Below are 22,414 nucleotides of genomic sequence, written 5' to 3' on the forward strand. Positions count from 1 at the left end.
TCACTGTGAACCCGAAGGCGCGACCTCCGCAAGTCGTGCTAAAGCGGCGGCCATGACCTCTACGCCGACATATAAACGCGCCGACATCCTGCTGGTGGAGACCGGCCTGTTCGAAACCCGCGCCAAGGCCCGCGCCGCCATCGAGGCGGGTTTGATCACCGCCGACGGCAAGGTGGTGAAAAAGCCGTCCGAGCAACTTGAAAGCACCGTCAAGCTGGACGGCCGGCCGCCCCATCCCTGGGTCGGGCGCGGCGCCCTGAAGCTGGTCCACGCCCTGGACCTGTGGCCGATCGCGGTCGCGGGGAAGATCGCCCTGGACGTCGGCGCCTCGACGGGCGGCTTCACCGAGGTGCTGCTCGAGCGCGGCGCGGCCAAGGTCTACGCCTGCGACGTGGGCCGCGATCAGCTGAACCAGCGCCTGGCCCACCACGAGCGCGTGGTCGACCTGTCGGGCGTCGACGCCCGCATTCTCGACGAAGGCTATCTGGAGGAAGCGCCGGGCGTGGTGGTCAGCGACGTCAGCTTCATCTCGGTGGAGAAGTGCCTGCCTGTGGCCCTGGACCTGGCCGAGCCGGGCTCCGACCTCGTCTGCCTGATCAAGCCGCAGTTCGAGGCCGGCCGCGATCGGGTGGGCAAGAACGGGATGGTCAAGGATCCGGCGATCATCGCCGACTGCATCGCCTCGGTCTCGGCCTTCGTCGAGGACTCTGGCTGGACGATCAACGGCGTGGCGCAAAGCCCGATCACCGGCGGCGACGGTCAGGTCGAGCACCTGCTGTGGGCCGTGAAGAACGAGGCCTAAGGGCCCAACGCTCAAAAGGAAAGCCGCCGACCCGAAGGTCGGCGGCTCCAAGAGATCGAATGAGAAATCGGGTCGTTTAGTCGACGACCTGGTAGCGGCCCTGCGCGTCGGGGCAGACGCGGACGAAGCGCTTCTGGGTGCGGCCGTCGGGCAGGTAGATCGGGCTTTCGGCCAGAGTGCAGCCGTTAGCGTCGGCGCGGCCCTGATCCTGGCCCTGGGTCACGCTGTAGGAGCGCTCGGACTCGTAGGTGTAGCCGCCGCGACGGTCGCCATAGCGGCTGTCCTCGTAGCGGCCGCGATCGTCGTAGCCGCTGTCATAGGGCTGGTTGTAGGCGCCCTGGTTGTAGGTCGGCGGCGGAGGCGGGGGCGGGTTGGCGCCCGGCGAGCAGGCCGCCGAATTGCGGCCGATGGCCGAACCGGCGATCGCGCCGACCACGCCGCCAAGGATCGTACCTTCGGTGCGGGCGCCGTGGCCCGACACGCCGCTGCCGATCGCCGCGCCGATGCCGGCGCCCAACAGGCCGCCGCCCGTGCCGCGCTGCGTCGTGCTGCGGCGGCAGGGGTCATAGTAGTAGCCATTGCTGTCGTAGTTGCCACCGCCGGCATAGGCGCCGGCGTTGCCGTAGGCGCCATAGGCCTGGGCCGAGGCCATCGTCGGGGCCAGCGCGCCGGCGAGGGCGGCCGCGGCGGCGACGCCGAGAACGGTCTTGAACATCATCGAGAAACTCCTCCGACCGGGTCCGGAAATCACCACGACCCGCCTTATCAACCTAGACTGCCAAACCGTTGATGAACGGCTGTTGAGCGACCCGTTCATCTTCGTTCACCCGCATTCGCTCGGAATGGGGTATGGGAGCGTCCGAAATCTTGTCTGCGCCGATCATGGCGCGGGCATGGCGGGCCCTCGCGCCCGAAAACTCATCAGCTGAATGGTCGCGCGCGGTGAAGGTTCCACCGCTAAAGCGGCCCGAGAATTGGACTATCCATGCGTGAATTGAGAATCCAGGCGGTCGGCGCCCAGGGCGACGGCATCGCCGAGGGCTCTTTCGTCCCCCTGACCCTGCCGGGCGAGCTGATCACCGCCGAGATGGCCGGCAATCGCGGCGAGCTGGTCGAGGTGCTGGAGCCCAGCCCCGACCGCGTTCTGCCGCCGTGCCCGCACTTCGGCGTCTGCGGCGGCTGCGCGTTCCAGCACTGGGACGCCAAGCCGTATCTGGAGTGGAAGCGCGAGCAGATCCAGTTCCAGCTGGCCCGCGAGGGGCTGGAGACCGAGGTCCTGCCGACCTTCGCCTCCTCGCCGCCGGCCTCGCGTCGTCGCGTGGCCCTGCACGCCCGGGGCGGCAAGGGCGGGGCGCGGCTGGGCTTCAAGGAGCGGCGCTCCTGGAACCTGGTGAAGATCGAGGAATGCCCGGTCACCCACCCCAAGCTGGTCGCGGCCTTTCCGGCCCTGGCGCGCCTCGCCGCGCCGTTCCTGGAGCACCCCAAGTCGGCCCCGACCCTGCACGTCACCCTGACCGCCACGGGGCTGGACATCGACATCACTGGCGTCGAGGCCAAGAGCGGCGGCCTGTCGGCCGACGCCCGGGTCCGCGCCGCGATGATCGCCGGCGAGCACGACTTCGCCCGGGTCACCATGGCCGGCGAGATGATCTACATGGCCCGCCAGCCGATGGTGAAGCTGGGTCCCGCCGTCGTCTCCCTGCCAGCCGGCAGCTTCCTGCAGGCCGTGCCCCAGGCCGAGAAGGCCATGGTCGAGTTCGCGGTCCAGGCGGCCCAGGGCGCGTCGCGGATCGTCGACCTGTTCAGCGGTGTGGGCACCTTCACCTTCCGCCTGGCCGAGATCGGCGGGGTCTACGCCGCCGACAGTTCCGCCCCCGCCATCGCCGCCCTGAAGGGCGCGGTCGGCACGGCCACGGGCCTGAAGGCGATCACCGCCGAGGCCCGCGACCTGACCCGCCGGCCGGTGCTGTCGACCGAGCTGAACAAGGTCGATGTGGCCGTGCTCGACCCGCCTCGCGCCGGGGCCTTCGAGCAGCACGTCGAGATCGCCAAGTCCAAGGTGGCGCGCGTGGTCGGGGTGTCGTGCAATCCGGCCACCTTCGCCCGTGACGCCAAGATCCTGGTCGACGCCGGCTTCCGCCTGGAGCGCGTCTTGCCGGTGGACCAGTTCCTGTGGTCGCCCCATATTGAGCTGGTCGGGGTGTTTTCGCGCTAGGACGAGTCTTTTTCCGAAGGCCGTCCGGGAGACGGCTATGGACGAGCGATCGGTCAAATCGGGCGAGCCCCGGGAAGCCATCCCCAAGGTCCGCGGCGCCTTCACCCTGGACAGCGCCAGCCAGCGCGCCAAGGCGGCGGTCAAGGCCGCCTGGTGGACCGCCGCCGGCGGCGTGACCCGCGCCCTGGCCCAGCCGACGCGCGGCGAGGCCAAGACCCGGTTCGAACCCCAGGGGCCGCCGGTCTCGGCCGCCAGGCTGCGCAAGGCCTATCTGACCGCCTTCGACAAGGACGCCGCCGACGTCGCCGCCGGTCTCTATCCGCCGGTCGAGGACGGTCCCGGCAATCCGAGCGAGGCGTTTCGCCGGGCCCTGGACGTCATCGCCGACGCCCGCGCCGTCGATCAGCGCCGACGTCGGGGTGATGGCGTGGAGGTGAGGGAGGAGCCTGAAAGCGAAGGCTATCCAAACTATTATCGCCAGAACTTCCACTACCAGTCCGGCGGCTGGTTCACCGACGCCAGCGCCCGTCGCTACGAGGCCCAGGTCGAGGCGCTGTTCTCCGGCGCGGCGGGAGCCATGCGTCGCCGGGCGCTGTCGCTGCTGGCCCGCCACTGGCGGGGCAAGGACCAGCGCGGCCTGAAGGTGGTCGACCTGGCCTGCGGTTCGGGCGCGTTCCTGGCCGATCTGGACGCGGCCTTTCCCCGGGCCGCCATCGCGGGTCTGGACCTGTCGCGGGCCTATCTGGCCGCCGCCCGCAGTCGTTCGGGCCGGGGCGGAGTGCAGGCCAACGCCGAGGCCCTGCCGTTCGCCGACGCCAGCCTGGACGCCGTGACCTGTGTCTACCTGTTCCACGAACTGCCGCCCCGGGTGCGCCCCGTGGTGGCGGCCGAGATCGCCCGGGTGCTCAAGCCCGGCGGCGTGCTGGCCTTCGCCGATTCGGTGCAGCCGGCCGATGAGCCCGACCTGTCGCGGCTGCTGGAGGCCTTTCCGGCCTATTTCCACGAGCCCTATTATTCGACCTACGCCCAGGCCGACCTGCCGGCCCTGTTCGGTGCGGCGGGTCTGACCGTGGCGGGGCGGGACCAGGCCTTCCTGACCAAGGCCCTGCTGCTTGAGAAAGCCCTGTGATCAACCCGCTCATGGCCATTGCCTAGCGCGGCGGGCTCCTGTATTCGAACCGACCTCTTCGCCAACGCTTTCTTGCGTTGACCCCGGATGGCCCGGTGGCGGAGTGGTGACGCAGCGGATTGCAAATCCGTGCACCCCGGTTCGATTCCGGGCCGGGCCTCCACCTTCTCCTTAGTTCAGAGCCGGTCGACGTCGAAGATCGCCTTGGCGAACTCCGCGGGCGCTTCCTGCGGCGGGTTGTGGCCCACGCCGCCGGTGAACAGCCGATGCTCGTAGCGCCCGGTGAAGCGCTTGGCGTAGGCGGCCGGCTCGGGATGAGGCGCGCCGTTGGCGTCGCCCTCGATGGTGATCGTCGGGATCGTCACGCTGGGCAGGGCGGCCAGCTTGCGCTCCAGCGCGTCGTACTTGGTCTCGCCCTCCACCAGACCCAGCCGCCAGCGGTAGTTGTGGATGCTGACGGCGACGTGGTCGGGATTGTCCAGCGCCACGGCCGAACGCGCGAACACGGCGTCGTCGAACCGCCACTTGGGCGAGGCGGTCTCCCAGATCAGGCGGGCGAAGTCGTGGGTGTACTTGGCGTAGCCCGCCTGGCCGCGCGCGGTGGAGAAATAGTACTGGTACCACCACTGCAGTTCGGCCTTGGGCGGCAGCGGCGCGCCGGTCGTCGACCGATCCAGGATCAGATAGCCGCTGACGGACACCAGCGCCTTGCAGCGCTCGGGCCAGACGGCGGCCAGGATGGCGGCGGTGCGCGCGCCCCAGTCGTAGCCGGCGACGATCGCCCGCTCGATCTTCAGGGCGTCCAGCAGGGCGATGGCGTCCTGGGCGATCGCGGCCTGCTGGCCGTTGCGCAAGGCGTCGGCCGAGAGGAAGCGCGTGGTCCCAAAGCCCCGCAGGTGCGGAATGATCACCCGGTAGCCCTTGGCTGTCAGAAGGGGCGCGACGTCGACATAGCTGTGGATGTCGTAGGGCCAGCCGTGCAGCAGCAGCACGACCGGACCGTTGGCCGGGCCCTGATCCACATAGCCGACGTCCAGGTCGCCGGCCTGGATCTGCTTGACCGTCGTGAACCGGGCGATCGGTCCGGCCTCAGCCCGCGCGACCCCGAACTGGACGGCGGCCGTTCCCACGGCGGCGGCGCCGATCATCCATCGGCGCGACGGGCTGAAGGCTGCGGGCATCGACGGTCATCCTGATGAGGGTTTGCGTGGCGCGGAGGCTTCCGCCGATTCGAGCCGAGGTCGCTAGTTCAGCCGGGGTTTCTTCAACAGCGCGTTGCGGTCGACCGAGCGCAGCTCGACCTCGAACACGTCGTCCTCCCGCTGGATGCGCAGAGGGATCGTCACGCCGGCCGGGCCCTGGTCCCAGAGGGCGGTGTAGAACTCGGTCAGGTCCGACACCTCGTCGCCCGCGACGGCCAGCACCACGTCGCCGGCGTGCAGCTCGGCGCGGGCGGCGGGGCTGCCGGGCGAAACGCCCACCAGGATCACCTGGGACTCGGTCTCCTGGGCGAAGACGCCCAGCCAGGGACGCGGCGGATGGGCCGGCTTGCCGCGCGCCAGATCGTCCAGGATCGGCGGCAACAGCTCGGCCGGGACGAACATGTTCATGGGCTTGGCCTGGCCGTCCCTGGCTTGTCCCGAGAGGCTGAGCGAGCCGACGCCGACCAGTTCGCCCTCGGGGCCGATCAGGGCCGCGCCGCTCCAGTGCGGATGGGCCGGCTCGGTGATGATCGCTTCGTCCAGCAGATATTCCCAATAGCCGGCGAAGGGCATGCGGGTCAGCACGCGTCCGGCGGCCGCGTGGGGACGTCCGCCGGCGCCGGCGATGACGACCGGACTGCCGGAGTCGAGGATCTTCGAGGTTCCCAGTCGCAGGGCCGGCAGGTTCAGGGGCTCCAGCGCCTGGACCAGGCCCAGCCCCGTCTGGCCGTCGAAGCCCAGCACGTGGGCCTGGACCCGCTTGCCGTTGTTGAGCGTCAGCACGACCTGGCTGGCCTCGGTGATCAGATAGGCCATGGTCAGCACCAGGCCGCTTTCGCTGATCACCATGCCGTTCCCCAGCCGCTCGGTCCCCAGGATGCGGGCGGTGAAGGCGTCGGCCGGGATCTCGGCCTCCAGGGCCACCACGGACGACAGGACGTGGTCGAGGTCGAAAGCATAGGCGCTGGCGGCGGGGCGCAGCCGCGCTTCGACCTCATGCCCTTGGAACGGTGAAGACAAGTCGATCTCCTCTAGGAGACTCAAATCTGGGGCCTGGCGTCGCCTGAACAAGAGGGATGACGTGTTCAGGCCGCCAGGGCGGCGAGGTCGATCGGGCGCTCCGGGTGAGCGCCCTGATGGCCGCGGCGCCAATGGCTGGGCGGCTGACCCGCCAAGGCGCCGAAGGTTCGGCAGAAATGGGCCTGGTCGGAAAAGCCGCAGGCCAGGGCGATATGGGCCAGGCTGTCGCGCGTGGTCAGCATCAGGACCTTGGCCCGGGCGATGCGTCGCTCGATGATGTAGCTCTTGGCCGTCTGGCCGAAGCTTTCCTTGAACGCATGCGAGAAGTAGCTGGGGCTGAGACGCACCGCCGCGGCCACGTCGCGGACCTGCAGGTTGCGGTCGCTGTTCTTGTCGATGAAATCGGCCGCCGCGCGCACCTGCCAGGGCGCCAGCTTGCCGGTCTGCTGGTCGCGGGTGAGGCGTCGGACTTCGGCTTCCAGCAGTTGGCTGGCCTGTTGGACCAGCTCGCGCGCCGTGTCGGGATCGCGGTCGAAGGCGCGGGAGGCGTCGGTGACCAGACGCGCCAGGATCAGGGTCTGGTCGCGCGGCAGGGTGGAGGTCTGGTTCGCGCCCTTGGAAGTCATGTCCAGCTCGCACCTCTCGTCCGAGACCTCCCGTGCGTGTCCACGGCAGGTTCAGTTTCGATTTTGCTAGCATCGGCCATGCGCGCTCGCAATGGTCTGAGGAATAACCTGGATATGGCCAAGCTTAAAAACGCCGTTCGATGGGCGTCTTGTTGTCATTTTTTGTGACGATGGGGATCAATTTCTGACCTGTACGGCTTGATCCCGAAATTTTGGTGCGGTGTTTTTGAACAATTGATGATCGTTTTCGACAAGGCCGTGGCCAGCGCCGTCGCCCCGCGACTCCGCGAGGGCGACGGCTCCGTCGTGATCAGGCGTCGCCGTCGGCGATATCGGCCAGGAGGCCGTTGATCGGCTCCTCGTTGAAGCTGGTGACATTGTGGCCCGTGTCGATCACGCCGACCTTGGCGACGTGCGGGGCTTCGACTTCGGTTTCGACCGTGTCGTCCGGCTTGGTGGTCATGGGAGACTCCCGATGCGAGGGCCGAACGCCCTTCGCTCGGCGCGCCTCCGGGCAAGCTTGGCATGAATGCGGATCGCCGTCAGCGCGGGCGACGTTGATCCGTGCGGATGAGAACAGGGCGCCTCGAAACGGGTCGGCGCCTGGACTGGCATGATCATTTGTGTTCTTGAAATGTTCTCATGGGCGGTTCATGATCGGCCCATGGTCGCTCCCGCCAATCTTCCCGGTCATCCGCCGTCTGGTCTTCGGGAGGGCGCGCGCGGGCGCGGGGCCAAGTCCAATCGTACCGGCCGCTTCGAGTCGCAGGTCAGCGAGGCGTTCGACGACGGCTGGGGCGAGGAGGAGGAGCCGGCCCAGATCACCACCACGCTGCAGCCGATGAAGTCGCGGACCATCATCGCCCGCAACGACAGCCCCGATGTCGGCTTCGAGAGTTCGATCAATCCCTATCGCGGCTGCAGTCATGGCTGCATCTATTGCTACGCCCGCCCGGCTCACACCTATCTGGGGCATTCGGCCGGGCTGGATTTCGAGACCAAGATCTATTTCAAGCCCGAGGCCGGCAAGCTGCTGGAGCGCGAGCTGTCCAAGCCGAAATACGTCCCCAAGGTCATCCATATCGGCGGCGACACCGATCCCTATCAGCCCGACGAGCGGCAGTTGCGCGTGACGCGGGCGGTGATCGAGACGCTGAGCCGGTTTCGCCATCCCTTCACGATCATCACCAAGTCGAACCTGATCACTCGGGATCTCGATATCCTGGGACCGATGGGGCAGGCGGGACTGGCGCGGGCGGCGGTGTCGATCACCAGCCTGGACCACCGGCTGTCGCGCGGCATGGAGCCGCGCGCCGCCACGCCCAAGCGCCGGATCGACGCCGTGCGCCAACTGGTGGCGGCGGGCGTGCCGACCACGGTGATGTTCGCGCCCTCGATCCCGTCGCTGAACGACCATGAGATGGAAGGCGTGCTGGAGGCCGCCGCGGCCGCCGGAGCGACCACGGCCGGCTATGTCGCGCTGCGCCTGCCGCTGGAGATCAAGGACCTGTTCGAGGAGTGGCTGGCGGCCGAACATCCCGACCGCGCCAAGCGGGTGATGTCGCTGATCCGCCAGATGCGCGGCGGGGCGGCCTACAGCTCCGAGTGGGGCAAGCGGATGACCGGCGAGGGACCCGTCGCCGAGGTGATGAGCCAGCGCTTCCACCTGGCGCGGACGCGCTTTGGGCTGGATCGCAAGCTGCCGCCGCTGGACCTGACCCAGTTCGCCGTGCCGCCCAAGGCGGGCGACCAGCTGTCGCTGTTCTAGACACAGTGCCCTGCGACGCCGAGGGGCCGCCCTCGTCCTTCGACAAGCTCAGGATGAGGGTTACTGTTGCAACCGGTTGAATTCGAAGTCCTCATCCTGAGCTTGTCGAAGGACGAGGACTTCGCTGACCGACGAGGCGAATGTCAGAATCCTAGATCACTTCCAGGCGCAGACCGTCCGTCTCGACCACGGTCCTGACGGCCGAGTAGTCGGCGATGGCGTAGGTCGCCGCCAGCGGATGGCGATGGGTGGCGGTGATGGCGATCACCTGGGCGCCGGCCGCCTGGCCGGCCAACAGGCCGGCGGGGGCGTCCTCGAACACCAGACAGGCCTCGGCGGCCACGCCCAGGCGCTGGGCGGCCAGGCGGTAGCCGTCCGGCGCCGGCTTGCCGTGCGTGACGTCCTCGGCGGTGATCAGCACGGCGGGGATCGGCAGGCCGGCGGCGGTCAGGCGGCTCAGGGCCAGTTCGCGCTGGGCCGAGGTGACGATGGCCCAGCGGTCGGACGGCAAGGCGCGCAGGAACGCATCGGCCCCAGGGATCGGCGCGACGTCCTCGATGTCGCTGACCTCGCCGGCCAAGACCGCCGCGACCTCGTGGGCGATGTCGATACCGGCCAGGTTCTGGCGGCGGATCGTCTCTTCGGCGCGGACGCCGTGGATGGTGGGCAGGAAGGCCTCGACGTCCAGGCCGTGGCGCCGCGCCCAGGCGGTCCACACCCGTTCGGTCGCGGCGATGGAGTCGGTCACCGTGCCGTCCATGTCGAACAGGAAGGCGGCGAAGGCGCTGGTCGGGATCATGCGGCGGCTATGCCATGCTTCGCCGCCTGAAGTCTCGACTTGACCTGCCTGGCCGGTGATCGGAAGCAGGGCGCATGATCACCGTCGTTCTGCCCACCCACGACAGCGCCGCGCGCCTGGTCCATGTCCTGCCGCTGCTGGTGCCGGCCGCCGTCGACGGCCTGGTCAAGACGGTGGTGTTCGCCGACGCCGGCTCGACCGACGCCACGCTCGCCATCGCCGAGGACAGCGGCGCGCGGGTGGTCCAGGCGGCGGGCGATGCGGGAGAGCGCTTGGCGGCCGGCTGCGCGGCGGCCAAGAGCGTCTGGATCCTGGCGCTGGGCGAGGACCTGGTCCTGCCCGAAGCCTGGCGCACGCCCGTCGAGGCGCACCTCGCGGGAGGCGGCGGCAAGCCGGCCTTTATCGCCGCGCCTGGACTGTTCGGCCGCCCCATGGCGGTTCTGGCGTCTCGGGAGGCCGTCGAGGCGGCCGGTGGTTTCAAGGTCGGCGCCGAGCCGCTGAAGGCGCTGTTGGGGCGGTTGAAGCCCAAGGCCGTTCGGCTGAAGGTCTGATCTAGGCTGACCAGGCGGCTTCGACCCGCGCCGCCAACTTCGCGACATCGACCGGCTCGCGCGTATCAACGCGGATGACTTGGCCGACCCCGACCGGGATGTCGTACTCGGCCAGGATCTCGGGCGACAAGGCCTTCAGCGGGTGCGCGGCGTGATGGCCCGTGGCCGCCGCCCGCCTGGCGAACCGCCGTGCGGCCTCGGCCGGACCGCAGTCGCAGTGGATCTCGACGATCCGCGCCTCCAGACCCAGGAGCTTTTCGCGTTCGTAGGCGCTGCGCGGTCGGAAATTGGCTTCGAGCACCGCGAGGGGCGCATGAGCGGCGAGGGCCCAGAGCAAATTCATCGCCGCGCCGCCGATCCTGCGGGAGGCGGTCAGGTCGCCGCCGCCGTCGCCCAGATCCTCGGTCAGCGTTTCCTTGATCAGGTCCTTGGAGAACAATGGAAACCCCAGGGCTTTCGCCAACGAGACGGCGAGGGTGGTCTTTCCGGCTCCGGGCGCGCCGGAAACGATCACCAGTCTGGGTTTCATGTCGATGCTCCGGCAAATATCCGGCGCGGAACCTAATCTCTGGAATCGGACGGGCGGTCACGCCGCCGTGGAGACGTCGCAGGCAGAGCGTGCAGAAACCTTGGAGACCGACCTACTGATCCAGTCGGAAGTCGATCACCCGCGCGCCGCTGGCCGCCGCGTCCAGGGTCTTGGTCTCCGCGCCCATCAGCTTGCGATAGGTCCAGTACGAGGCCATGACCTTTTCGACGTAGTTGCGGGTTTCCTGGGCCGGCAGGCTTTCGATCAGCATCAGGGGATCGCAGTCGGCGCCGCCCAGCTGTTCCTGGACCTTGATCAAAGTGCCCGGGCCACCGTTATAGGCCGCCACGGCGCGGAACAGGTCGGGGCTCTGCAGGCCCCGGTCCATCAGCCAGGTGAAGTAGTCCTGGCCGACTCGCAGGTTGAAGCTGGGGTCGAGCAGCGGGGTGGTGTCGGCCAGCAGCTTGTCGTCGCCGGCCGCGCGGGCGGCGGCGATCGGCATCAGCTGCATCAGGCCCACCGCGCCGGCGCCCGAGGTGGCGTAGGGGTCGAAGCGGCTCTCCTGGCGCACCAGGGCGTAGACCATGGCCTTGTCGATCGTGAAGCCGCCCTTGGGCTCCAGCGGGGGCAGGGGATAGTCCTCGCCGCCGACGCGCTTGACCGCGCGGCCGGCGTTCAGCGGCGCCTTTTCGTTGAGCGCCAGGGCCAGGTCGGTCCAGTCGCCCCGGGCCTTGGGATCCTCGCTGGCCAAGGACAGGCCGGCGCGCAGCTCCTGGCCGGCCTCGGCCCAGCGGCCGATCTGGGCCAGGGCGGCGGCGCGGCGCGCGCGCGGGTCGGCGGCCAGCAGGCGGGCCAGGGAGTCGGCGTTCGGCCCCTGATAGGAGACCTTGCTGAGCAGGGCGGCGATCGGATCGTCCTGGGCCAGGGCCAGGCCGGACAGCGCCAGCTGGCGGGCGGCGATCATGCCGTAGAAGGTGTTGGGCGCGCGGGCCGCCTGGCTGAGCAGGTCCTCGACGTCGCCGGCCTGGCCGCCCGAAGCGGCCGAGCGCGCGGCCCAGAAGGCGGCGGCCGAACGCAGCCATTCGTCCTGGTTGTCGTCGTTGGAGACGCGCTCGAAATAGGTCCGGGCCTGGGCGTAGGCCTGCAGGCGGAAGGCGGCGAGGCCCGCGATCCAGGGCTCGCTGGCGGCCTGGGCCAGGGTCAGGGCCTTTTTCACGTCGCCCGAATAATAGGCCTCACGGGCGGCGCGGGCCTTGTCGGCGGGGGCGGGGCCCTTGGCGCCGGCCACGAACAGGGCCGGGATCTTCGGCGCGGCGGCGCGGGCCGGCTTGCGCTTGACGGCCAGGGTGTAGACCCGGTCCGCCCCGGCCTGGTCGCCGTAGGCCGCCAGCCAGTCGGTCAGCTCGTCATAGCTGGCCGCGTAGGCGTTGGGATGCATGATCTTGGAGAATTCAAGCCGGCCCCGCAGGCTGCGGTCGCGGGCGTTGGACGCGGCGGCCTCGGCGGCGTCGAAATCACCATGGTCGGCGGCGGCGAAGGCGGCGCGATAGAAGCGGGCGTCGGCGTCCGACAGCGGCTCCAGCGCGGACGCATGAACGCTGAAAGCGGCTATGAGGCAAAACACGAAGGCCGAGAAAACGGCCAGAGGGCGAGCTAGAAGCTGCAATGCGTTTCCACGCCCGACCTCGCAAGAGGCCCCCCGACGTGTCCCGTGTCCAACTGGTCGAGCGAATCTCTAGTGTGGACGCTCCGGCCGATCAAGCCTCTCGCTGAGCATAAGCATGTCGGCCCAGGCCTTCTTCTTGGCCGCGGGCTGACGCAGCAGGAACGCCGGATGCAAGGTGGGCAAGGCGGGCAGCTCGGTTTGACCGTCGCTGGCGGTCCATTCGAACCACCGTCCGCGCAGCGACAAAATGCCTTCCTCGCGCTTCAGCAGGCTCTTGGCCGAGGCGCCGCCGACCAGCAGCAGCATCTTGGGCTGGACCAGCTGAATGGCCCGCTCGAGGAACGGCGCGCAGGTCGCCTGTTCCTGCGGGGTGGGCGTGCGATTGCCCGGCGGGCGCCAGAACACGGTGTTGGTGACGAAGGCGCGGTCCAGCACGCCGGCGGCCTTGAGCATGCGATCGAGAAGTTGGCCGGCGCGGCCGACAAACGGCGCGCCCTGCAGGTCTTCGTCGGCCCCGGGAGCCTCGCCGATGATCATCAGCGGCGCGTCGGCCGGGCCGCGCGAGACCACGGCCTGACGGGCGCCTTGCGTCTTCAGCGGGCAACCGTCGAAGGCGGCGATGGCGGCGGCCAGGGCGGGCAGGTCGGCGCAGGCGGCGGCCAGGACCCTGGCCTCGGCGACCGCGGCGCCCAGGTCGGGACCGCGTCCGAAGGCCGGCGTCGCGACCGGCGCCAGGGCGACCGGGGCGGGGGGCTCCTTGCGGGCCCGCAGCATCGCCGCGCCCTCGGCCAGGCGGTCGATGGGATCGTCCGCGTACGAGGCCTCGACGCCCGCATCGCCCCAGAAGGCGAGCAGGCTTTCCACGGCGCGCGGGTCGAGGGCCAGGTCCATGCCTTCTCTTAGTACGAACTTTCGACGCTCGCCACGGTCACCCATCGCTGCAGCGCAGCAATAAACGACCGTTTATTCTTGACCACCGGTGCGTCACCTCACGATAAGCTGCGACTCAAACAGCAAGAACGCGGGCAGCGTGCGCCCGGGCGGGAGAGTCCCAATGAGCGAAGAGCTCGAACGCGAGTCGATGGAATACGACGTCGTCATCGTTGGCGGCGGACCGGCGGGCCTTTCGGCCGCCATCCGGCTCAAGCAACTGGCGGCCGAGGCCGGGACGGAAGTCTCGGTGGCCGTGCTGGAAAAGGGCTCGGAAGTCGGCGCCCACATCCTGTCGGGCGCGGTGATCGATCCCAAGGGCCTGAGCGAGCTGTTCCCCGACTGGAAGGAACGCGGCGCGCCCCTGGAAACCCCGGTCAAGACCGACCGCTTCCGGCTGCTGGGTCCGCAGGGCGACATGCTGCTGCCGATGTTCGCCATGCCGCCGTTCATGCACAATCACGGCTGCTACATCGCCTCGCTGGGCAATGTCTCGCGCTGGCTGGCGACCCAGGCCGAGGAGCTGGGCGTGGAGATCTATCCGGGCTTCGCGGCCTCGGACCTGGTCTGGAACGACGACGGTTCGGTCAAGGGCGTCGTGGTCGGCGTGGTCGGCATCGCCAAGGACGGCCACCACAAGCCCGACTACAATCCCGGCATGGAGCTGCACGGCAAGTACGTGTTCATCGCCGAGGGCGTGCGCGGCTCGCTGGCCAAGCAACTGATCGCCAAGTTCGACCTGTCGGCCGGCAAGTCGCCGCAGAAGTTCGGCATCGGCATCAAGGAACTGTGGCAGGTGCCGCCCGAGAAGCACCAGCCGGGCCTGGTCGAGCACACCACCGGCTGGCCGCTGGACGACAAGACCGGCGGCGGCAGCTTCATGTACCACTTCGGGGACAACTACGTGTCCATCGGCTACGTGGTGCACCTGAACTACAAGAACCCCTGGCTGTCGCCGTTCGACGAGTTCCAGCGCTTCAAGCACCATCCCGCGGTCAAGCCGCACCTGGAGGGCGGTAAGCGCATCGCCTACGGCGCGCGGGCGATCACCGAGGGCGGCTATCAGTCGGTGCCCAAGCTGACCTTCCCGGGCGGCGTGCTGATCGGCTGTTCGGCCGGCCTGGTCAACGTGCCGCGCATCAAGGGCAGCCACAACGCCGTCAAGTCCGGCATGATGGCGGCCGAGGCGGCTTTCGAGGCCCTGGGCGCGGGCCGGGCCAGCGACGAACTGGTCGCCTACCAGGACCTCTACGACAAGTCGTGGGTGGCCAAGGAGCTGAAGGTCGTCCGCAACGCCAAGCCGCTGCTGGGCAAGCTGGGCACCTTCCTGGGCGGGGCCGTCGGCATGTTCGACATGTGGGTCACCCACCTGACCGGCGGCTTCTCGTTCCTCGGCACGCTGCAGCACGAGAAGACCGACGCGGCCTCGACGGGCCTGGCCAAGGACTTCAAGCCGCTGGTCTATCCCAAGCCCGACGGCGTGATCAGCTTCGACAAGCTCTCGTCGGTGTTCATCTCGGCCACCAACCACGAGGAAGACCAGCCGGCCCACCTGACGCTGAAGGATCCGTCGATCCCGATCGCGGTGAACCTGCCCAAGTACGGCGAACCGGCGCGGCTCTACTGCCCGGCCGGCGTCTACGAGGTGCTCTATAACGAGCAGGGGACTGATCCGCGCTTCCAGATCAACGCCCAGAACTGCGTCCACTGCAAAACCTGCGACATCAAGGATCCGTCGCAGAACATTGTCTGGACCACGCCCGAGGGCGGCGGCGGGCCGAACTATCCGAACATGTAGCAGGCCTTCGAAAGGCCCTGATGAAAGCGTAGGCGTGGTCCGAACTCTCGGGCCGCGCCTTTTTCTTGCGGCGCGCCCGGAAACCGATGAGGGTGCGGACATGACGCGTATCAAGCTGCTTCTCGCCCTGCTTTCGGCCTCGACCCTGACCGCCTGCGCCGCCACCGCGCCCGGCCCCGATCTGCGCGGCCAACTCACCATGGGATCGGCCTGGGGCTCCAGCCGCTCGGCCTATGGCCAGTTCCTGGCCGGCCAGGCGGCGCTGCTGAACGGTTCCAACGCCCAGGCCTCGACCTATTTCGACGAGGCGCGCCAGCTGGACGAGGATCCGGGCGTCCTGGCCGACCGCTCCTTCACCGCCGCCCTGCTGGCCGGCGACGTGACCCGCGCCGCCGCCATCGCCCCGCGCGGCGCCGATTCCAACGAGCAGGTGCGCCGGCTGGGCGTGCTGACCCGCGTGACCGAGCTGCTGGCCGAGGGCAAGGCGCGCGACGCCCAGGCCCTGCTGAAGACCGAGACGCTGGGCTTCCCCCATCGTCCGGCCGCCGTGCTGCTGGCCCCGTGGCTGGCCTCCGCCGCCGGCGACAAGGACGACGCGGTGGTGCGTCCCGAGCTGCAGGGCGACCGGTTCGTGCAGTTCTTCGGCCAGCTGAGCCAGGCGCGGCTCTACGAGCGCGCCAAGCGCTATGACGAGGCCGAGACCGACTACAAGGCGTTGATGGCGATCGAGAACGCCCGGGGGCTGTTCGTCGAGGACTACGGCGCGTTCCTGGAGCGTCGCAAGCGCCAGGCCGACGCCGTGGCGCTGTACGACGCCGCCCTGGCCCGCGATCCCGACGACCAGGGCCTGCGGCAGGCGCGGGCGCGGGCCGCCGCGCGCGGTCCCGCCCCGGCCATGGCCACCGACAAGCAGGGCGCGGCCCACGTGCTGGTCGCCTGCGCCGCCAGCTTCGCCAGCGAACGCCAGAGCCAGTTCGGCCTGGCCTATCTGCGCCTGGCCCTGCGGCTGGACCCCAAGCGCGACGACGCCTGGCTGCTGGTCGGCGACCTGCTGGCCCAGGACGACGACAACGCCGGGGCCCGCGACGCCTACGCCAAGGTGCCGTCGACCTCGTCGCGCTACGTGGCGGCCCAGTCCAAGCTGGCCTGGAGCTATCAGAACGGCGGCGACAAGCAGAAGGCCGTCGTCCTGGCCCAGCAGTCGGCCGCCGCTGCCCCCAAGGACCGCGACGCCCAGATCACCTATGCCGACCTGCTGCGGTCCAACGAGCGCTGGGCCGAGTCGGCCGCGGTCCTGGATCCGCTGATCGCCGGCGAGGGCGACACGCCCGACTGGCGGCTGCTCTACATGCGCGGCATCGCCCTGGAGCGGGCCGGTCGCTGGGACGACGCCGAGCGCGACCTGCTGACGGCGGTCAAGCTCAGCCCGGACGAGCCCGACCTGCTGAACTATCTCGGCTATTCGTGGATCGATCGGGGGGTGCACCTGCCCGAGGCCATCGCCATGGTCCAGAAGGCGGTCACCGCCCGGCCGCAGTCGGGCGCCATGCTCGACTCGCTGGGCTGGGGCTACTACCGCCAGGGCGACTACAAGACCGCCGTGGCCAAGCTGGAGCAGGCCGTCGAGCTGGAGCCGGGCGACCCGGACGTCAACGGCCACCTGGGCGACGCCTACTGGCGGATCGGCCGGCAGGTCGAGGCCCGCTATCAGTGGCAGCGGGTGCTGAGCCTGGAGCCGGACGCCAAGCAGAAGGCCGAGGCCGAGGCCAAGCTGAAGGACGGCCTGGGCCCGAACGGCCCGGCGGTCTCGACCTCGGTGGCCAAGGCGGGGTAGGGCTTCCCCGTTCCTTTCACCCTCCAAGGGTCAGCCATGCGCCTCGACGCCTTCGCCCCGGCCAAGGTCAACCTGTTCCTGCACGTCGGCGGACCCGACGCGCAGGGCTATCACCCGATCTCCAGCCTGATGCTGTTCGCCGACGTCGGCGACCGGGTCAGTCTGCAGGCGGCCGATGCGCCCAGCTTCGAGGCGACGGGGCGGTTCGGGGGCGAGATCCCGCTGGACGACGGCAATCTGGTGGTGCGGGCCGCCAACGCCCTGCGGATCCGCCTGGGCGGACCGCTGCCGTCGTTCCGGCTGATCCTCGACAAGGCCCTGCCGATCGCCGCCGGCCTGGGCGGGGGGTCCAGCGACGCGGGCGCGGCCCTGCGGTTGCTGCGCGAGGCCCTGGCGCCCGACCTGTCCGACGCGGACTTGGAAGCCGTGGCCGGGAGCCTGGGCGCCGACGGCGCGGCCTGCCTGTGGGGCGCGCCGGTGATGGCGCAGGGGCGGGGAGAGCGCCTGTCGCCCGCGCCGGCCTTGCCGGAGCTGCACGCCGTGCTGGTCAATCCGCTGGTCCCGTCGCCGACCGGCGCGGTCTATCGCGCCTATGACGCGGCCGTCGCCCCCGAGGGCGAGACGCCGCCGCCGATATTGGACGGTCTGGAAAGTATCGAGGAGGTCTGCGCCTGGCTGGACGGCTTCACCCGCAACGACCTGCAGGCCCCGGCCGTGGCCCTGGAGCCGCGCATCGGCCAGGTGCTGGACCTGCTGGCGGGCGAGCCGGAGACCCTGCTGGGCCGGATGTCCGGCTCCGGCGCCACCTGCTTCGCCCTCTGCGCCGGCGACATCGAGGCCGAGGGCCTGGCCGAGCGCCTGGAACGGATGCGGCCCGGCTGGTGGGTGAAGCGCTGCCGCCTGGGCGGGCCGTTCTAGGGGGGCGTCCTATCCTCGGCGTATAGAGACTGAAGTTCAGCAATTTCAACGCCCTGAACTTTCTCGGCCCGATCTTATCCTCACCTTCCAAACCGCCCGTATCCTTTACCCACCTCGACGCAGGGAAAGGGCGCATGGCCAGCGACCGATGCGGCGGCGGGGGGCGATCGAGCGGGAAGCTCTGTCGGCGGTTCTTTTCGGAGGACCAAACCTTGCGTCTCTGGTGCCGGTCGGGCCTGGAACACAGATACGACGTGACGTGAGGGTCGGCGGAACAACAGGCGAGCGGTGACAGGCTCGCGGTCCGGGACTGGGGTTCGTTGATCCAGCCCGCCCGTCGGAGGCTTCAAGGCGGCGAGGCCCTAACAGGGCTCAGCGTCGCGGGCTTCCGGATAACGATGGCGCGGAGCGATCGGGCTTCGTCGAAACGGTATTCTTTTTTCAAAGTCCGGACGTCGTCCGGCGCTCCGCGACCCTTTCCACCAGCTCAGCGGCGGACCGCGTGAGGTCGATGCGCCATGACCGCAAAAGAAAAGGCCCGGAAGCCGAAGCTTCCGGGCCCTTCCTTTGGTTCTCGCGAACCTCAGCCTTAGCTGTGGTAGGCGCGTTCGCCGTGTTCGGAGATGTCCAGACCTTCTTCTTCGGCTTCCGGCGAAGCCTTCAGGCCGATGACCAGCTTGATCACGAAGAAGACGATGGCCGAGGCGATGGCCGACCAGATGATGGTCAGGCCGACGGCCTTGACCTGGGCCAGAACCTGGGTGCCCAGGTTGTAGACCGCGCTGTCGCAGGTCGAGATGTCGCCGTCCTTGGCGCAGGTGGTGTAGTCGACGATGCCGGCGCCGCCCCAGGCGGGGTTGACCAGCAGGCCGGTGCCGATGGCGCCGACCATGCCGCCGATGCCGTGGATGCCGAAGGCGTCCAGGCTGTCATCGTACTTCAGCGCGTTCTTCACGACCGAGCAGAAGAAGATGCAGATCGGCGAGACGACCAGACCCAGGATGACCGAACCCATCGGGCCGGCGAAACCGGCGGCCGGGGTGACGGCCACGAGACCGGCGACGACGCCCGAAGCCAGGCCCAGGGCCGACGGCTTCTTCTTGGTGACCCATTCCACCACGATCCAGGACAGACCGGCGGCGGCGGTGGCGACGAAGGTGTTGATCATCGCCAGCGAGGCGTAGCCGTTCGATTCCAGGTTGGAACCGGCGTTGAAGCCGAACCAGCCCACCCACAGCAGGCCAGCGCCCACCAGGGTCAGGGTCAGCGAGTGCGGCGGCATCGGCTCCTTGCCGTAGCCTTGGCGCTTGCCCAGGATCAGGGCGCCGACCAGGGCGGCGATACCGGCGTTGATGTGCACCACGGTGCCGCCGGCGAAGTCGAGGGCGCCGAAGCTCCAGATCTTACCGGCCTTGATCGCGGCGGTCGGGGCTTGAGCGATGGCGTCCGGACCCGGCCACCACCAGACCATGTGGGCCATCGGGTAGTAGGAGAGCAGGGGCCACAGCACCGCGAAGGCGACGATGGCGGCGAACTTCATGCGCTCGACCAGCGAACCGACCACGAGGGCGGCGGTGATCGCGGCGAAGGTCGCCTGGAACGAGATGAAGGTGAACTCGGGGATCACCACGCCGGTCGAGAACGTCGCGACGTTGCTGGCCGGGGTCACGTCCTTGAGGAACAGCCTGCTCAGGCCGCCCACCCAGCTGTCCCAGCTGCCGCCGTCGGTGAAGGCGAAGCTGTAGCCCCACAGCACCCAGGCGACGAAGCCGATGATGGCGACGGTCGAGACCTGCATCATGACCGACAGCATGTTCTTGGAGCGGACCAGGCCGCCGTAGAACAGGGCCAGGCCCGGCAGGATCATCAGCAGGACCAGGACGGTCGAAACGAGCATCCAGGCGTTGTCGCCCTTGTCGTTCTTGTCGACGATGGCGGCGGGCGCGGCGGCGGCGGGAGCCGGAGCGGCGGCGGCGGGCGCGGCGGGAGCCGGCGCGGCCTCGGCGGGCGCGGCGGCGGCCGGCGCGGCCGTGTCCTGAGCGAAGGCGACGGCGCCCAGCGGGGCCCCCGCCAGCGTCGCGGCGAGCACGAGCCCGGCCAGCGGTTTAAAGTGCAGTTTCATCGTTGGTATCCCCTTTTCCCCGACGAATTACAAAGCGGCCGGGCCGGTTTCGCCGGTCCGGATGCGAACGGCTTCCTCGACATTGAGGACGAAGATCTTGCCGTCGCCGATCTTGCCCGTGGCCGCGGCGGCCTTGACCGCTTCGACCGCCTTGGCGGCCGACGCATCGTCGACCACGGCTTCCAGCTTCACTTTCGGCACGAAGTTCACTTGGTATTCCGCGCCGCGATAGATTTCGGTCTGGCCCTTCTGACGGCCGTAACCCTTGACCTCGGACACCGTCAGGCCTTCGACGCCCGCGGCGACGAGCGCCTCGCGGACCTCGTCGAGCTTGAAGGGTTTGACGATCGCTATGATCAGTTTCATCCGCCTTGCTCCGACCCGCCGACTGAGCGGGCTCCCCTTGAATTGGTTTTAGAGCGGTTGCTCACTCGCACCGCGACGCGGACCGCTAAGCCCACATCGTTTCCCCGGCGCGGTTCACGCTATCGGTCGCGCTTCCGACATGGCTGTCGCGTGGTTGGGATTTGGAAACGAAAGGGATGCGGCGCCCAGAATTTAGGCGCCGGTGGCCGAACTCGCTCGGAAAGGCGGCGTTTCGCGGTGCGGGGAGGTGGGCTGGCCCAGCTTGTCGCGAACCGCATACAATCGCCGGCTCGCGCGTCGCGATTTGGAGTCCTCGCCGTCCATGTCTTCCATCTGGTTCAAGATCGCGCCCTGGGGCCTGCTGATCGCCTCGAACGTCTTCATGACCTTCGCCTGGTACGGTCACCTGAAGAATCGCACGACGACGATGCTGGTCGCCATCTTCACCAGCTGGCTGATCGCCTTGCCCGAATACATGCTGGCCGTGCCCGCCAACCGTCTGGGCCACAATGTCTACTCGACCGCTCAGCTGAAGACCGGCCAGGAGGCGATCACCCTGATCGTCTTCACGCTGTTCTCGGTGTTCTACCTGGGCGAGGCGATCAGCTGGAAGACGCTGGTGGGCTTCGGCTTCATCCTGGCGGGCGTGGCGATCGTGATGTTCTTCAAGTAACGCGTTCACGAACCCGTGAGCCGCGCAACGGACTCCAAGGTTTGAACGCTGTTGTGGCTGGATTTCTCAACAAGGATCAGCCCCATGTTTGTGCGTATCGCTACCGCCGCCGCCGCCCTGGCGCTGATGTCCGGCGCGGCCATGGCCCAGTCGACCGCCCCGCAAGGCGCGGTGAACCCGGATCCGACCGCCGCCGCTCCGGCCGATCAGACCATGCCAGCCGACCCGACGGCCACGACCACGACGACCACCACCACGACCGAGTCGACCATGGCCCCGACGGGCGCGGCGACCGACACCGCCGGCCGCGTCTCGTCGATGCCGGCCGAGCAGCAGGCCACGCTGAAGGCCGGCGATCCGAACGTGACCTCCAACCCGCCGGTCGCCGACACCCCGGAAAACCGCAAGCTCTACGGCAAGCCGCTGTCGAACGCCGGCAAACACACGGCCGCCAAGGGCAACTAAGCCTTTCAGCGGTCCCAACACGCTTGAAGCACCAGTCGGCGGGCCCTATGGTCCGCCGACTTTTTTCTGGCCCTGTTCGGACCGCCATGCCCGCTGAAAAACCCCCAGCTAAACCAAAGTCTTTCCAGAGTCTGATCCTGACGCTCCATGACTATTGGAGCGCCCAGGGCTGCGTGATCCTGCAGCCGCACGACGTCGAGGTGGGGGCGGGCACGCTGCACCCGGCCACCGTCCTGCGCGCGCTGGGTCCCAAGCCCTGGAACGCGGCCTACGTCCAGCCCTCGCGCCGTCCCGGTGATGGCCGCTATGGCGAGAACCCCAACCGCCTGCAGCACTATTATCAGTACCAGGTGATCTTGAAGCCGAACCCGCCGAACATGCAGGACCTGTACCTGGGTTCGCTGGAGGCGATCGGTCTGGACCTGCGTACCCACGACATCCGCTTCGTCGAGGACGACTGGGAAAACCCCACCGTCGGCGCCTGGGGCCTGGGCTGGGAAGTCTGGTGCGACGGCATGGAAGTCAGCCAGTACACCTACTTCCAGCAGGTGGGCGGCCTGGACGTCTCGCCGGTGGCCGGCGAGCTGACCTACGGCCTGGAACGCCTGGCCATGTACGTGTTCGGCGTCGACAACGTCTATGACCTGCCGTTCAACGACCCCGACGCGCCGCTGGGCCACCTGACCTATGGCGACGTGTTCCTGGAGAACGAGCGCCAGCAGTCGGAAGCCAACTTCCACGGCTATGACGTGGCCGTGCTGAAGGGCCAGTTCGAGGACATGGAGCGCCAGGTGCCGCTGATGCTGGCGCGCTCCTACCAGGGCAAGGCCCTGGTGCTGCCCGCCTACGACATGGTCCTCAAGGCCAGCCACCTTTTCAACCTGATGAACGCCCGCGGCGCGATCGCCGTCGCCGAGCGCGCCTCCTACATCGGCCGCATCCGCGACCTCTGTAAGATGTGCGCGTCGGAGTGGGTGAAGCAGCAGGAAGCCGCGTAAGTC

22 protein-coding genes, 1 tRNA gene and 2 pseudogenes are annotated in these 22,414 nt (G+C 68.9%); 12 read left to right on the plus strand and 13 right to left on the minus strand.

The features are described from left to right. Nucleotides 1-52 precede the first annotated feature (52 nt). Nucleotides 53-802, plus strand: coding sequence for a TlyA family RNA methyltransferase (locus G3M62_RS10315; RefSeq protein ID WP_165186761.1), 750 nt, complete (start codon nt 53-55; stop codon nt 800-802). A 76-nt stretch (nt 803-878) separates the two neighbouring features. Here the strand turns inward: G3M62_RS10315 and G3M62_RS10320 are convergent, their stop codons facing one another. Further along, the gene (locus tag G3M62_RS10320; RefSeq protein ID WP_165186762.1) at nt 879-1,520 is read right to left on the minus strand and encodes a hypothetical protein; all 642 of its coding nucleotides are present in this window, start codon (nt 1,518-1,520) and stop codon (nt 879-881) included. 267 nt (nt 1,521-1,787) lie between these two features. On the opposite strand from G3M62_RS10320, the gene G3M62_RS10325 reads away from it, so the two are divergent. The 3 genes from G3M62_RS10325 (at nt 1,788) to G3M62_RS10335 (ending at nt 4,309) form a co-directional block, all read left to right on the plus strand. Beyond that, nucleotides 1,788-3,017, plus strand: coding sequence for a class I SAM-dependent RNA methyltransferase (locus G3M62_RS10325; RefSeq protein ID WP_165186763.1), 1,230 nt, complete (start codon nt 1,788-1,790; stop codon nt 3,015-3,017). Nucleotides 3,018-3,054: 37 nt separating this feature from the next. Continuing rightward, the gene (locus G3M62_RS10330; RefSeq protein ID WP_165186764.1) at nt 3,055-4,146 is read left to right on the plus strand and encodes a class I SAM-dependent methyltransferase; all 1,092 of its coding nucleotides are present in this window, start codon (nt 3,055-3,057) and stop codon (nt 4,144-4,146) included. Between the two features lie 89 nt (nt 4,147-4,235). Continuing rightward, nucleotides 4,236-4,309, plus strand: a tRNA-Cys gene (locus G3M62_RS10335). Nucleotides 4,310-4,322: 13 nt separating this feature from the next. Here G3M62_RS10335 and G3M62_RS10340 read toward each other — a convergent pair. The 4 genes from G3M62_RS10340 to G3M62_RS10355 form a co-directional block, all read right to left on the minus strand. After that, the gene (locus G3M62_RS10340; protein WP_165186765.1) at nt 4,323-5,327 is read right to left on the minus strand and encodes an alpha/beta fold hydrolase; all 1,005 of its coding nucleotides are present in this window, start codon (nt 5,325-5,327) and stop codon (nt 4,323-4,325) included. 63 nt (nt 5,328-5,390) lie between these two features. Continuing rightward, entirely contained in the window at nt 5,391-6,368 is a 978-nt protein-coding gene (locus G3M62_RS10345) for a S1C family serine protease (RefSeq protein WP_165186766.1), read from the minus strand. 65 nt (nt 6,369-6,433) lie between these two features. Next, nucleotides 6,434-6,994, minus strand: coding sequence for a helix-turn-helix transcriptional regulator (locus tag G3M62_RS10350; RefSeq protein ID WP_165186767.1), 561 nt, complete (start codon nt 6,992-6,994; stop codon nt 6,434-6,436). Between the two features lie 310 nt (nt 6,995-7,304). Further along, on the minus strand, nt 7,305-7,457 hold the full coding sequence (locus G3M62_RS10355; RefSeq protein WP_165186768.1) for a hypothetical protein: 153 nt from the start codon (nt 7,455-7,457) through the stop codon (nt 7,305-7,307). Between the two features lie 201 nt (nt 7,458-7,658). Here G3M62_RS10355 and G3M62_RS10360 point away from each other — a divergent pair, with 201 nt between their 5' ends. Continuing rightward, a complete protein-coding gene (locus G3M62_RS10360; RefSeq protein ID WP_165186769.1) occupies nt 7,659-8,762 on the plus strand; it encodes a PA0069 family radical SAM protein in 1,104 nt (367 codons plus the stop codon). Between the two features lie 20 nt (nt 8,763-8,782). Here the strand turns inward: G3M62_RS10360 and G3M62_RS26500 are convergent. Continuing rightward, a pseudogene (locus G3M62_RS26500) lies at nt 8,783-8,909 on the minus strand (hypothetical protein); the annotation flags it as partial. Nucleotides 8,910-8,913: 4 nt separating this feature from the next. Beyond that, the gene (locus tag G3M62_RS10365; RefSeq protein WP_165186770.1) at nt 8,914-9,561 is read right to left on the minus strand and encodes an HAD-IA family hydrolase; all 648 of its coding nucleotides are present in this window, start codon (nt 9,559-9,561) and stop codon (nt 8,914-8,916) included. Nucleotides 9,562-9,635: 74 nt separating this feature from the next. Between G3M62_RS10365 and G3M62_RS10370 the strand changes: the two genes are divergently transcribed. After that, entirely contained in the window at nt 9,636-10,112 is a 477-nt protein-coding gene (locus tag G3M62_RS10370; RefSeq protein ID WP_165186771.1) for a glycosyltransferase, read from the plus strand. A gap of 1 nt (nt 10,113) precedes the next feature. Here the strand turns inward: G3M62_RS10370 and G3M62_RS10375 are convergent, their stop codons facing one another. The 3 genes from G3M62_RS10375 to G3M62_RS10385 all read right to left on the minus strand — a co-directional run bounded on the left by G3M62_RS10375 (nt 10,114) and on the right by G3M62_RS10385 (nt 13,198). Continuing rightward, nucleotides 10,114-10,641, minus strand: coding sequence for a P-loop nucleotide/nucleoside kinase family protein (locus tag G3M62_RS10375; RefSeq protein ID WP_165186772.1), 528 nt, complete (start codon nt 10,639-10,641; stop codon nt 10,114-10,116). 112 nt (nt 10,642-10,753) lie between these two features. Continuing rightward, nucleotides 10,754-12,307, minus strand: a complete 1,554-nt coding sequence (locus tag G3M62_RS10380) for a lytic transglycosylase domain-containing protein (RefSeq protein ID WP_165186773.1) — start codon at nt 12,305-12,307, stop codon at nt 10,754-10,756. Between the two features lie 69 nt (nt 12,308-12,376). Beyond that, nucleotides 12,377-13,198, minus strand: coding sequence for a uracil-DNA glycosylase (locus tag G3M62_RS10385; protein WP_165186774.1), 822 nt, complete (start codon nt 13,196-13,198; stop codon nt 12,377-12,379). A 163-nt stretch (nt 13,199-13,361) separates the two neighbouring features. On the opposite strand from G3M62_RS10385, the gene G3M62_RS10390 reads away from it, so the two are divergent. The 3 genes from G3M62_RS10390 (at nt 13,362) to G3M62_RS10400 (ending at nt 17,787) form a co-directional block, all read left to right on the plus strand. Next, complete coding sequence (locus G3M62_RS10390; RefSeq protein WP_165186776.1) at nt 13,362-15,035, plus strand: electron transfer flavoprotein-ubiquinone oxidoreductase; 1,674 nt, start codon at nt 13,362-13,364, stop codon at nt 15,033-15,035. Between the two features lie 100 nt (nt 15,036-15,135). Beyond that, nucleotides 15,136-16,869 carry a tetratricopeptide repeat protein gene (locus G3M62_RS10395; RefSeq protein WP_165186778.1) on the plus strand — a complete coding sequence of 578 codons (1,734 nt, stop codon included), beginning with the start codon at nt 15,136-15,138 and terminating at the stop codon, nt 16,867-16,869. A gap of 36 nt (nt 16,870-16,905) precedes the next feature. Beyond that, nucleotides 16,906-17,787: a 4-(cytidine 5'-diphospho)-2-C-methyl-D-erythritol kinase gene (locus G3M62_RS10400; RefSeq protein WP_165186780.1), complete on the plus strand. Its 882-nt coding sequence runs from the start codon at nt 16,906-16,908 to the stop codon at nt 17,785-17,787. Between the two features lie 105 nt (nt 17,788-17,892). On the opposite strand, the pseudogene G3M62_RS26945 reads toward G3M62_RS10400, so the two are convergent. The 3 genes and pseudogenes from G3M62_RS26945 to G3M62_RS10410 all read right to left on the minus strand — a co-directional run. Further along, nucleotides 17,893-17,966 (minus strand): annotated as a pseudogene (locus G3M62_RS26945) (hypothetical protein); the annotation flags it as partial. A gap of 410 nt (nt 17,967-18,376) precedes the next feature. Continuing rightward, a complete protein-coding gene (locus G3M62_RS10405) occupies nt 18,377-19,909 on the minus strand; it encodes an ammonium transporter (protein ID WP_165186781.1) in 1,533 nt (510 codons plus the stop codon). 27 nt (nt 19,910-19,936) lie between these two features. Then, nucleotides 19,937-20,275 carry a P-II family nitrogen regulator gene (locus G3M62_RS10410; protein WP_007665036.1) on the minus strand — a complete coding sequence of 113 codons (339 nt, stop codon included), beginning with the start codon at nt 20,273-20,275 and terminating at the stop codon, nt 19,937-19,939. 322 nt (nt 20,276-20,597) lie between these two features. On the opposite strand from G3M62_RS10410, the gene G3M62_RS10415 reads away from it, so the two are divergent. From G3M62_RS10415 to G3M62_RS10425, 3 genes are all read left to right on the plus strand, one after another. Beyond that, nucleotides 20,598-20,948: a DMT family protein gene (locus G3M62_RS10415; RefSeq protein WP_165186783.1), complete on the plus strand. Its 351-nt coding sequence runs from the start codon at nt 20,598-20,600 to the stop codon at nt 20,946-20,948. 84 nt (nt 20,949-21,032) lie between these two features. After that, nucleotides 21,033-21,413 (plus strand): hypothetical protein, encoded by a 381-nt coding sequence (locus tag G3M62_RS10420; RefSeq protein WP_165186785.1) that lies wholly within the window; start codon nt 21,033-21,035, stop codon nt 21,411-21,413. 86 nt (nt 21,414-21,499) lie between these two features. Continuing rightward, nucleotides 21,500-22,411 (plus strand): glycine--tRNA ligase subunit alpha, encoded by a 912-nt coding sequence (locus tag G3M62_RS10425; RefSeq protein WP_165186787.1) that lies wholly within the window; start codon nt 21,500-21,502, stop codon nt 22,409-22,411. Nucleotides 22,412-22,414: the final 3 nt, after the last annotated feature.

Origin of the sequence: Caulobacter soli (genome assembly GCF_011045195.1) — a bacterium.
In the GTDB taxonomy this organism is placed as follows: domain Bacteria; phylum Pseudomonadota; class Alphaproteobacteria; order Caulobacterales; family Caulobacteraceae; genus Caulobacter; species Caulobacter soli.

Excerpts from the sequence above, each read along its gene's own strand:
- G3M62_RS10340 (WP_165186765.1), bottom strand. The coding sequence starts at position 5,327 with ATGCCCGCAGCCTTCAGCCCGTCGCGCCGATGGATGATCGGCGCCGCC.
- G3M62_RS10375 (WP_165186772.1), bottom strand. The coding sequence starts at position 10,641 with ATGAAACCCAGACTGGTGATCGTTTCCGGCGCGCCCGGAGCCGGAAAG.
- G3M62_RS10325 (WP_165186763.1), top strand. The coding sequence starts at position 1,788 with ATGCGTGAATTGAGAATCCAGGCGGTCGGCGCCCAGGGCGACGGCATC.
- G3M62_RS10425 (WP_165186787.1), top strand. The coding sequence starts at position 21,500 with ATGCCCGCTGAAAAACCCCCAGCTAAACCAAAGTCTTTCCAGAGTCTG.
- G3M62_RS10420 (WP_165186785.1), top strand. The coding sequence starts at position 21,033 with ATGTTTGTGCGTATCGCTACCGCCGCCGCCGCCCTGGCGCTGATGTCC.
- G3M62_RS10410 (WP_007665036.1), bottom strand. The coding sequence starts at position 20,275 with ATGAAACTGATCATAGCGATCGTCAAACCCTTCAAGCTCGACGAGGTC.
- G3M62_RS10315 (WP_165186761.1), top strand. The coding sequence starts at position 53 with ATGACCTCTACGCCGACATATAAACGCGCCGACATCCTGCTGGTGGAG.
- G3M62_RS10390 (WP_165186776.1), top strand. The coding sequence starts at position 13,362 with ATGAGCGAAGAGCTCGAACGCGAGTCGATGGAATACGACGTCGTCATC.
- G3M62_RS10400 (WP_165186780.1), top strand. The coding sequence starts at position 16,906 with ATGCGCCTCGACGCCTTCGCCCCGGCCAAGGTCAACCTGTTCCTGCAC.
- G3M62_RS10395 (WP_165186778.1), top strand. The coding sequence starts at position 15,136 with ATGACGCGTATCAAGCTGCTTCTCGCCCTGCTTTCGGCCTCGACCCTG.
- G3M62_RS10415 (WP_165186783.1), top strand. The coding sequence starts at position 20,598 with ATGTCTTCCATCTGGTTCAAGATCGCGCCCTGGGGCCTGCTGATCGCC.
- G3M62_RS10320 (WP_165186762.1), bottom strand. The coding sequence starts at position 1,520 with ATGATGTTCAAGACCGTTCTCGGCGTCGCCGCCGCGGCCGCCCTCGCC.
- G3M62_RS10330 (WP_165186764.1), top strand. The coding sequence starts at position 3,055 with ATGGACGAGCGATCGGTCAAATCGGGCGAGCCCCGGGAAGCCATCCCC.
- G3M62_RS10370 (WP_165186771.1), top strand. The coding sequence starts at position 9,636 with ATGATCACCGTCGTTCTGCCCACCCACGACAGCGCCGCGCGCCTGGTC.
- G3M62_RS10355 (WP_165186768.1), bottom strand. The coding sequence starts at position 7,457 with ATGACCACCAAGCCGGACGACACGGTCGAAACCGAAGTCGAAGCCCCG.
- G3M62_RS10350 (WP_165186767.1), bottom strand. The coding sequence starts at position 6,994 with ATGACTTCCAAGGGCGCGAACCAGACCTCCACCCTGCCGCGCGACCAG.
- G3M62_RS10365 (WP_165186770.1), bottom strand. The coding sequence starts at position 9,561 with ATGATCCCGACCAGCGCCTTCGCCGCCTTCCTGTTCGACATGGACGGC.
- G3M62_RS10385 (WP_165186774.1), bottom strand. The coding sequence starts at position 13,198 with ATGGACCTGGCCCTCGACCCGCGCGCCGTGGAAAGCCTGCTCGCCTTC.
- G3M62_RS10405 (WP_165186781.1), bottom strand. The coding sequence starts at position 19,909 with ATGAAACTGCACTTTAAACCGCTGGCCGGGCTCGTGCTCGCCGCGACG.
- G3M62_RS10360 (WP_165186769.1), top strand. The coding sequence starts at position 7,659 with ATGGTCGCTCCCGCCAATCTTCCCGGTCATCCGCCGTCTGGTCTTCGG.